Origin of the sequence: Bacillus sp. TL12 (assembly GCF_022625245.1) — a bacterium.
Classification (GTDB): Bacteria; Bacillota; Bacilli; order Bacillales; family Bacillaceae_G; genus Bacillus_A.
The window spans coordinates 1-7573 of the sequence record NZ_JAJJBY010000076.1 but is presented as its reverse complement, the minus strand read 5'-3'; the positions used below and the strand labels follow the sequence as shown (position 1 = coordinate 7573).

Annotated in this window: 7 protein-coding genes; 4 read left to right on the top strand and 3 right to left on the bottom strand. The window is 34.2% G+C overall.

Translation table 11 applies throughout. From position 1 onward, the window contains the following. Positions 1-337: 337 nt before the first annotated feature. Positions 338-1564, bottom strand: coding sequence for a MobV family relaxase (mobV, locus tag LOK41_RS26720; RefSeq protein ID WP_347269379.1), 1227 nt, complete (start codon positions 1562-1564; stop codon positions 338-340). Positions 1565-2072: 508 nt separating this feature from the next. Here mobV (LOK41_RS26720) and LOK41_RS26715 point away from each other — a divergent pair. Both LOK41_RS26715 and LOK41_RS26710 read left to right on the top strand, forming a co-directional pair. Further along, positions 2073-2300, top strand: coding sequence for a helix-turn-helix transcriptional regulator (locus tag LOK41_RS26715; RefSeq protein ID WP_241819005.1), 228 nt, complete (start codon positions 2073-2075; stop codon positions 2298-2300). Then, positions 2297-2584 carry a DUF2178 domain-containing protein gene (locus LOK41_RS26710; protein ID WP_241819004.1) on the top strand — a complete coding sequence of 96 codons (288 nt, stop codon included), beginning with the start codon at positions 2297-2299 and terminating at the stop codon, positions 2582-2584. Before LOK41_RS26715 ends, LOK41_RS26710 begins: the two co-directional genes overlap by 4 nt. 160 nt (positions 2585-2744) lie before the next feature. Here the strand turns inward: LOK41_RS26710 and LOK41_RS26705 are convergent, their stop codons facing one another. Continuing rightward, positions 2745-2942, bottom strand: coding sequence for a hypothetical protein (locus LOK41_RS26705; protein ID WP_241819003.1), 198 nt, complete (start codon positions 2940-2942; stop codon positions 2745-2747). Between the two features lie 716 nt (positions 2943-3658). On the opposite strand from LOK41_RS26705, the gene LOK41_RS26700 reads away from it, so the two are divergent. Then, positions 3659-4222 (top strand): replication/maintenance protein RepL, encoded by a 564-nt coding sequence (locus tag LOK41_RS26700; protein WP_221781660.1) that lies wholly within the window; start codon positions 3659-3661, stop codon positions 4220-4222. A gap of 28 nt (positions 4223-4250) precedes the next feature. On the opposite strand, the gene mobV (LOK41_RS26695) is transcribed toward LOK41_RS26700, so the two are convergent. Continuing rightward, positions 4251-5483 carry a MobV family relaxase gene (mobV, locus tag LOK41_RS26695; RefSeq protein ID WP_347269378.1) on the bottom strand — a complete coding sequence of 411 codons (1233 nt, stop codon included), beginning with the start codon at positions 5481-5483 and terminating at the stop codon, positions 4251-4253. A gap of 575 nt (positions 5484-6058) precedes the next feature. Here mobV (LOK41_RS26695) and LOK41_RS26690 point away from each other — a divergent pair. Beyond that, positions 6059-6631: a hypothetical protein gene (locus tag LOK41_RS26690; RefSeq protein WP_241819001.1), complete on the top strand. Its 573-nt coding sequence runs from the start codon at positions 6059-6061 to the stop codon at positions 6629-6631. Positions 6632-7573: the final 942 nt, after the last annotated feature.

Genomic DNA, 7573 nt, shown 5'->3' with positions numbered 1-7573 from the left:
CTCATTTGCTTTTAGAGGACGGGATAAAAATTTAGAACAAGTCCGAAAAGAAGTAAAACATCTTAAAATCATAAAATAGTTGGTGCTAACCTAAAAAAGTACCCAAATTTAAAATTCTACGGGTACTTTTTTAGGTCTTTTTTATCATCACATAAGGGATTCAATGACTAACTTAATACAATAATGCCGACCCTTTTTTTGTATTCTCACAAGAAAGCCCAGATCCTAATAATGGATTTGGGCTTTCTTGTGAGATAAGGAGAATACACTAAAACATAATATAATTTATTCTTGTCTTTTTTATGTGTAACCTAGTGAAAACACATTTTCTAAAAATTTATCTCTCTAAACCACTATCTCTATTTCTATTTTTCTCTTTTTTCTTTTGCTGTATATCTCTTGAAGCAAGATCATAACCTTTTCTTTCATGTTCAGTTAAATTGTTTTCACTAAATCGAGTATTACTAAATGGATTTAAAGTGATATTCACTTTCTTCTTGCAATACCCTATAATTTGTTGAAATTTCTCCAATCCTTGAGGAACTCGCTCTTTATAAAACTCCTGCATTTGTGCAACTAGCTTTTGAAGTCTCTCATATTTCGCTTTATATGGTTCTAATTCTTTTTTTTCTTTTTCTAAACGTTTTACAGTTGTATGTAAATCTGTATTATTCGCTTTCAACGCATGATTTTGTCTCTGTAACGTCTCATTTTCCCTTCTAAAGGCCTCTGAGGCTTTTGCAAGGGTTTTAATCCTTTGAAAGTCTTCTAACCCAATTTCGACCGTTTTAGAGCGTATGAGACCCCCTTTTTCTTTCACAGGCATCTCTTCTACTCGTTTTCCTACTTTAACAGCTCTTTTTAAAACATTTAAACGATTTTGCATTTGTTGCATCGATTTCTCTATTTGTTGTTTTTCCAGCTCTTTCTCTAAAAGTGTATCTTCTAACACTTGTACTTCTTCTTTTGCTGTTAAAGCTTTAAAACGTGCGGTTTCAATATGTTTTTTATCACTAGATACTCCACGTTCTAAATCAAAACCTTTCTCTACCATATGAGCATGAAAATCATCCTGGAGTGAAACTAATTCTTTACGGTTAAAGATCTGTTTTGCTGATAATTTCTTTTCTTCCGTTATCGGAACCATCCCTACATGCATATGAGGTGTCTTTTCATCCAAATGTACCGCTGCATGTACAATGTTTTGTTCTCCATATCGTTCCTTAAGAAAGCTATAAGCTTCTTTAAAGAATTCTTTTTGAGAATCTGGATTCTCTTCACTTAAACGTTCAAAAAACTCTCTATCACTCGTTACTACAAATTCACACATCACAACTGCATCTTTTCGAATCGCTCGATTGGTCTCTACATTTTGTTCAATCTTTTCTTTTACTGTTTTCAAATAATCAATGTACTGATCGTTATGTAAATCATAATTTAAATGACTTTGTTCTTTTTCAATATCAGGATTTGTATGACTTTCTTTTTCTCGTTGATTATGAATCTGGATTCCTTTCACATCTCGCATCTTAAATTTCTGCATCCTACAAATGGCAAAACTCACGAATCCTCACCTCAACTTGTCTCATTTTTTCTCTTTATTTTGTTCTCGATCACTCTATAAAGTATATATACTTCTCTACTGTTTTTCGGTGAACTTCCATGTAAAGTATAGCACACTATACTTTACTATCGTAAAGGTGTGCCCTGCGGGGCTATTTTGGCTACCGCCAAGCACGCTACAACGTGCCAAAAAACAGACCTTGGACTTTGTCCAAACCTACTGGGGAACTCTTCCCCAGACCCCCTCAATCGAACTCCCCAACCCCTCAATCCTTGAGGGGCTCCCTCGCCGGTTGGCAGGCCAAAACGATGTACGTTTTGGTTCTGCAAGAGGGTTACATAGTAAGTCTGTCAACTCCTTATCCTCCCGCTCCCTTTCGGAATCGGTCCGGTACCGTTGACAGACACCGTGTATTATTTATATACACTTATTCAGTTGTTAAAAAAAGTTTACAATATGTTAAAAATAAATTACAATCATAGAAATAATATAAAAAACGGAGGTATCTATGGAACAAAAAGGGACGTTACGAAACAATCTAATTGTACTACGGGCAGAAAAGCGGTGGTCACAAACTGAATTAGCAACACGTGTAGGTGTTAGTAGACAAACTATTGCCTCAATTGAAGCGAATCGATATAATCCATCTCTTATTTTAGCTTTTGAAATAGCCCATGTTCTTGGTACAGAGTTCCATAAAGTATTTCAATATACGATAGAGGGGGAAATGGAATGATACTTATAATTGGAATTATTATATCAATCGTTGGATTAATTGGGGTATTATATTCTACACATTTTGCGATAAAAGAAGAAAATGATGAAAGAGGAGAAAAAATTACAGGAAGCGCTGCAAAAATTTCGTTGTTTGTATTTTTATTTGCGTATTCAATTATTTTTCTAATAGGCAATCTTTACTCATTAACAAGTGAGCAATATAAATTAGCAAATACATTTTTATTAACTGGAGTATTATGTTCTTACTCAATATCTATTTTAGTGTTGAGAAAAAAATATTAAATTGAAAATAGTCCATCACATTAATATCCTTTGTTTTTGGGTGTGAGGTAGTGGCTGGGGTGAAGCGGAGCAAGGGGCTAGCCCCTTCTAGTGTCATAAAAATATAAAGTAAGAAGCATTTTATTGACAGCTGATCTAAGCGGTTCGGCATTTACTAAAACTATCTTTTAAATTTCTCAGGTTGTTCAACTTTAAATGATATAACTTCCCCACAATCTAAACAAAATTCCACAAGTAATTTTGAATGTTTTTTAAATATTGATACGTTATTCGGCTCATACACATGGGCTTGCTCAGAACCTAATACACCTTTTTTAAAATTAGAAGATCCACATTCTTTACAAACTATTGTTTTCATTACCAATTCCTCCTTACTAAGTTTAATAAAAATTTGGTTATTGTTTAAAAGAGTACAGGTGCTTTTCTTATCCTCTCAAACGTAAAATATTTACCTCAATATGTAAACAGAGTAATATTTTAGAAAAAAATAACTGAATACTCTGTATATCTAAATGGATAATTATACTTAGAATAATGTAAATATGTCCCCCTTGTTTTTGGGTGTGAGGTAAGGCTGGGGTGAAGCGAAGCGAGGGGCTAGCCCCTTGTAATGTCATAAAAATATAGAGTAAGAGATATTTTGCGGACAACTGATCTAAGCGGTTCGGCTGGTACAATTGCTAGTCCAAGTCGTGCTACCTAAATCCTCGTTTTTGGTATGTTCGGCTTGGCGACATGACATCATCTGCCGAAATCCACTTATCAATGGTGAAGCGTAGCGAAAAGGTGGAGATTTTTGAGAGACTTTTTCTCAAAAATACTACCTGTCCATTGATAAGTGGATAGCCCTACTAGGAGATATAGAAAGGGACAGGCTAAAAACCTTGATAAATAAGGCTTTTTAAAGAGTAAATGTAACATAGCTTGTGATACATAAATGTAACATAGCTTGTGATACATAAATGTTACATCTTGTAACAAATTATTCTTCACATGACTCTCTTTTTGTTATATGATGTAACAAAGTTGATACATAAATGTATCATAACTTGTGATACATAGGAGGGTTAAAAAATGGTATCAGAGGTGTTGCAATTGAATAATGAAGAAGAAAAAAAGATTACAGTTGAATTAACCAGCAAAGAATTGAACAAAATTCAAAAATTACTAGAGCTTGAGGAAGAAAAAGAGAAGACAGAGAAACAAAAAGAAGAAGAAAAAAAGAACTATAACTTTATACAATTGTATCGTGATAATATGCCTGAATTACGTTGGTTAATGACAAAACAGCCATTTGCTAGTAGTTTATTATTTTTTATATTAGAACATATGGACAACCGTAATGCTTTAGCCTGTTCATATTCAGTTTTTGAAGATTATTTCGGAAAATCAAGAATGACAATTTATAGAGCAATTAAAATCCTTGAAGAAAACGGTTTTATTGATGTATTAAAAATGGGCACATCAAATGTTTATGTAGTTAATGAAAATCTTGCATGGACAGATAAAAATACAAGTAAAAAATTTACAAAATATGATGGAAAAATCCTTGTTAGCAAAAAGGAAAATAAAGATTATCAATATCGAAGCCAATTTGATAGATTCAAAGCTTTACGCGAAAGAGAAGGAATAAAATAAAAAGAACTCTTAATAGAGTTCTTTTTATTTATCTCTCTAAACCACTATCTCTATTTCTATTTCTATTTTTCTCTTTTTTCTTCTGCTGTATATCTCTTGAAGCAAAATCATATCCCTTTCTTTCATGTTCTGTTAAATTATTTTCACTAAATCGAGTATTGCTAAAGGGATTTAAAGTGATATTCACTTTCTTCTTACAATATCCTACAATTTGTTGAAATTTCTCCAATCCTTGCGGAACTCGTTCCCTATAAAACTCTTGTATTTGTGTAAATAACTTTTGAAGTCTCTCATATTTCGCTTTATATGGTTCTAATTCTTTTTTTTCTTTTTCTAAACGTTTTACAGTTGTATGTAAATCTGTATTATTCGCTTTCAACGCATGATTTTGTCTCTGTAACGTCTCATTTTCCCTTCTAAAGGCCTCTGAGGCTTTTGCAAGGGTTTTAATCCTTTGAAAGTCTTCTAACCCAATTTCGACCGTTTTAGAGCGTATGAGACCCCCTTTTTCTTTCACAGGCATCTCTTCTACTCGTTTTCCTACTTTAACAGCTCTTTTTAAAACATTTAAACGATTTTGCATTTGTTGCATCGATTTCTCTATTTGTTGTTTTTCCAGCTCTTTCTCTAAAAGTGTATCTTCTAACACTTGTACTTCTTCTTTTGCTGTTAAAGCTTTAAAACGTGCGGTTTCAATATGTTTTTTATCACTAGATACTCCACGTTCTAAATCAAAACCTTTCTCTACCATATGAGCATGAAAATCATCCTGGAGTGAAACTAATTCTTTACGGTTAAAGATCTGTTTTGCTGATAATTTCTTTTCTTCCGTTATCGGAACCATCCCTACATGCATATGAGGTGTCTTTTCATCCAAATGTACCGCTGCATGTACAATGTTTTGTTCTCCATATCGTTCCTTAAGAAAGCTATAAGCTTCTTTAAAGAATTCTTTTTGAGAATCTGGATTCTCTTCACTTAAACGTTCAAAAAACTCTCTATCACTCGTTACTACAAATTCACACATCACAACTGCATCTTTTCGAATCGCTCGATTGGTCTCTACATTTTGTTCAATCTTTTCTTTTACTGTTTTCAAATAATCAATGTACTGATCGTTATGTAAATCATAATTTAAATGACTTTGTTCTTTTTCAATATCAGGATTTGTATGACTTTCTTTTTCTCGTTGATTATGAATCTGGATTCCTTTCACATCTCGCATCTTAAATTTCTGCATCCTACAAATGGCAAAACTCACGAATCCTCACCTCAACTTGTCCTATTTTTTCTCTTTATATTGTTCTCGACCACTTTATAAAGTATATATACTTCTCTCCTGTTTTTCGGTGGACTTCCATGTAAAGCGTGTGCCCCTACGGGGGATCGTCGGCTATGCCGAGTCATGTTTAACATGACCAAACAAAAAACCTTGGACTTTGTCCAAACCTACTGGGGAACCATTCCCCAGACCCCATAAAAAAACACCCCCAACCCCCTCATTTTTTGAGGGGGCTTCCTCGCCGGTAGGCAGGTCAAAACGGTTACCGTTTTGACACAACAAGAGGATTTGGGTGTAGTGAATCTGTCAACTCCTTAATGCTCACTTCGTTCCGCTTACCGTTGACAGACACTACTATAACAAATCATCATAAACTATATTGACCACAATGATTAAGCACAAGCAAAAACCATGTTTTCATTTTAAAAAACGTGGTTTTTGCTACAAAATATGATTTTATTATCAAAACCAGATAGGGATTTGTCTCTATCATTTTTTTTATTTTTGAATTAACTATAAAGTGTAGAAAAATCCCTCAATACGGAGGTGAAAATATGAACAATCACTGTCACTGTCATTCTCATAAAAATATAGAAAGTATTGCATGTCCTACTCCTCCCACAACTTCTGTTCCCTTCCCTAACCCTTGTCCTACTCCACCACTTGCTCCTGGTACTTTTTTAGCCAGAACTGCAGCCTTAGCTACATCTTTTGATATCCTAGTTACAGATGGCTTTAGTTTTGATGTTCCATTAACTGTAGCTAGTCAGGGAAATGGTATTGGATTTAATCCTGTTACCGGAAAACTTGTAATTTTAATATCAGGATTTTATAATTTGTACTATGAATTTAAAGCTATCTCTAGAGGAGGAAACCTCGACGCAGCATCTACTCAATTGACTGCTAATGGGACACCTATTCCAGGTTCTCAAGCAGCAGCAACGCTTACACTAATGGGAACTCCTAAATTAGTTGAAGTTCCATTTGCTCAAAGACCAGCTGCACCTGTTTTCCTAACAGCAGGAACTGAAATCGGAATTCAGGCCTTTATGTTTTTACTGCCAGGTATGTCTTCTGATCTTCTTACTGTTACATCTGCTGTATTAACAATCGAATCAGCTTTTTAAATTTCCATTTCTTTGAGACTACCAAAACCGTATCTAATTGTTGATACGGTTTTTTGAGTGGGTTTCTCAAAAAATACTCTCCGTTCATTGTATGGAGAAAAGCTCATTGTGATATAGAAGAGAGAAAAAAAAGAAAAAAGTGACACAAACACAGTCATATCAATGGATTCGGGATTTTATGACACTTAACTTTTCTTAAATGTTTACTAAAATGAAATTTAAGTACGAAGAGTTTAAAATTATGACGAGGCAAGAGGATTTTAGTGTCATTCAGTTGGTCAATCAAAACGGACCTAGCAAAGCAAATGGAGTATTTTATTTGTGTTAGAAACATGTATATCCGCCCTTTGTTTTTGGGTGTGAGGTAGTGGCTGGGGTGAAGCGAAGCGAGGGGCTAGCCCCTTATAGTGTCATAAACATATAGAGTAAGAGATATGTTTATGAACAGCCGATCTAGGCGGTTCGGCAGGTACAATTTCTAGTCCAAGTCGTGCTACTTAAATCCTCGTTTTTGGTATGTTCGGCTTGGCGATATGCCAAAACCTGCCGAAATCAACTCATCAATGGTGAAGCGAAGCGGAAATGGTGGAGATTTTTGAGAGATTTTTTCTCAAAAATACTACCTGCCCATTGATGAGTTGATAGCCCTTTAATAGATATAGAATGGACAACCTAATAAACCCTTGACACTAGTGTGAAATAAGAGCTAAAAATCTCACTAAAAATCACACGATTTTTAGTGAGATTTTTAGCTCTTATTATAAAAGACACAAGGGGAATTAAAAAAAGCCTTTATCTATAAGGTTTTTCTTAACGTGATAGTTACCATATTTGGTATTGATGTTACCATATTTGGTATGCATAATAGTTACCATATACGGTAACTATTATGCAGATATAGAGGGAGGTTAAAAAGTAATGTCATCATTAGATAAAGATATC

Bases quoted from the DNA above. Each gene is read 5' to 3' on its own strand.
- LOK41_RS26715 (WP_241819005.1), top strand. From the start codon at position 2,073: ATGGAACAAAAAGGGACGTTACGAAACAATCTAATTGTACTACGGGCA.
- LOK41_RS26710 (WP_241819004.1), top strand. From the start codon at position 2,297: ATGATACTTATAATTGGAATTATTATATCAATCGTTGGATTAATTGGG.
- LOK41_RS26705 (WP_241819003.1), bottom strand. From the start codon at position 2,942: ATGAAAACAATAGTTTGTAAAGAATGTGGATCTTCTAATTTTAAAAAA.
- LOK41_RS26700 (WP_221781660.1), top strand. From the start codon at position 3,659: ATGGTATCAGAGGTGTTGCAATTGAATAATGAAGAAGAAAAAAAGATT.
- LOK41_RS26690 (WP_241819001.1), top strand. From the start codon at position 6,059: ATGAACAATCACTGTCACTGTCATTCTCATAAAAATATAGAAAGTATT.